Source organism: Acinetobacter sp. BMW17, from assembly GCF_001592855.1.
Taxonomy (GTDB): Bacteria; Pseudomonadota; Gammaproteobacteria; order Pseudomonadales; family Moraxellaceae; genus Acinetobacter; species Acinetobacter johnsonii.
On the sequence record NZ_LSOD01000056.1, the window covers coordinates 1 to 792 of the forward strand.

Here is a 792-nt window from a genome sequence, read left to right on the forward strand (position 1 = left end):
GGTGAAAATAAAGCTTTTAAAGTTCTTCTTTCAAACAAATTCACTTGAATTATTCTGAGTAAACGTTGAACTGTCCAACCTGTTTTCCCTAAATGTTGAGCGAAACTCACCAATAAATAGGCGATCATCGCAATCCAGATTTGTGTCTGAATTGCGTTCCTGCTGCGGCCTAGAAACGCTTTTAATTTGAGATTCTGCTTAATCGCCTTAAAGAACAGCTCAACTTTCCAACGATCTTTATAAATCGCCGCAATGGTGGAGGCGGCTAAATGAAAGTTATTGCTGAGAAAGCTAAAGTGCTTGCCACTTTGCTGATCTCTATATTCAATTCTTCTTAACACTGGGGCTTTTCTTTTTAGGGCATGTGCGCTATTCAGCTGAATGGTTTCATCTTTTAGAATACCTTTGGATTCAAGCACTGGATGTTGCTGGATCACCTGATACACAGATTTAGGCCTAAAACGTGTGACAAATCCAATGTTTTGAGCAGTCAGATTTGCATACCATTGGTAATCGACATAGCCTTTATCAAAAACTACAATGCTGCCAGCAGGAAACTGGAATTTGCGGCCTTGTACCATGTCATTTTCTTTGCCATTTTCAACTGCAACAAACTCAGGAATATCATTGCTGTGATTCAATCCTATACTGAGTTTCATGCTGGCTTTTGAGTCGTGAACTTTGGCCCATTCACATAGGGAAAGCGACAGGTCAATATGACTGGCATCCAAGGAATACAAGGGATTCTTAAAGCGAAATTTATGAGCTACTTTTGAGTGTTCATAGTATTTA

The 792-nt window shown here is 39.4% G+C and carries 1 protein-coding gene; it reads right to left on the minus strand.

Going from position 1 to position 792, the window contains the following annotated elements:
• On the minus strand, nt 1-792 hold a 792-nt coding region (locus tag AXW61_RS16950), incomplete at both ends, for an IS4-like element ISAbe18 family transposase (protein WP_062035478.1).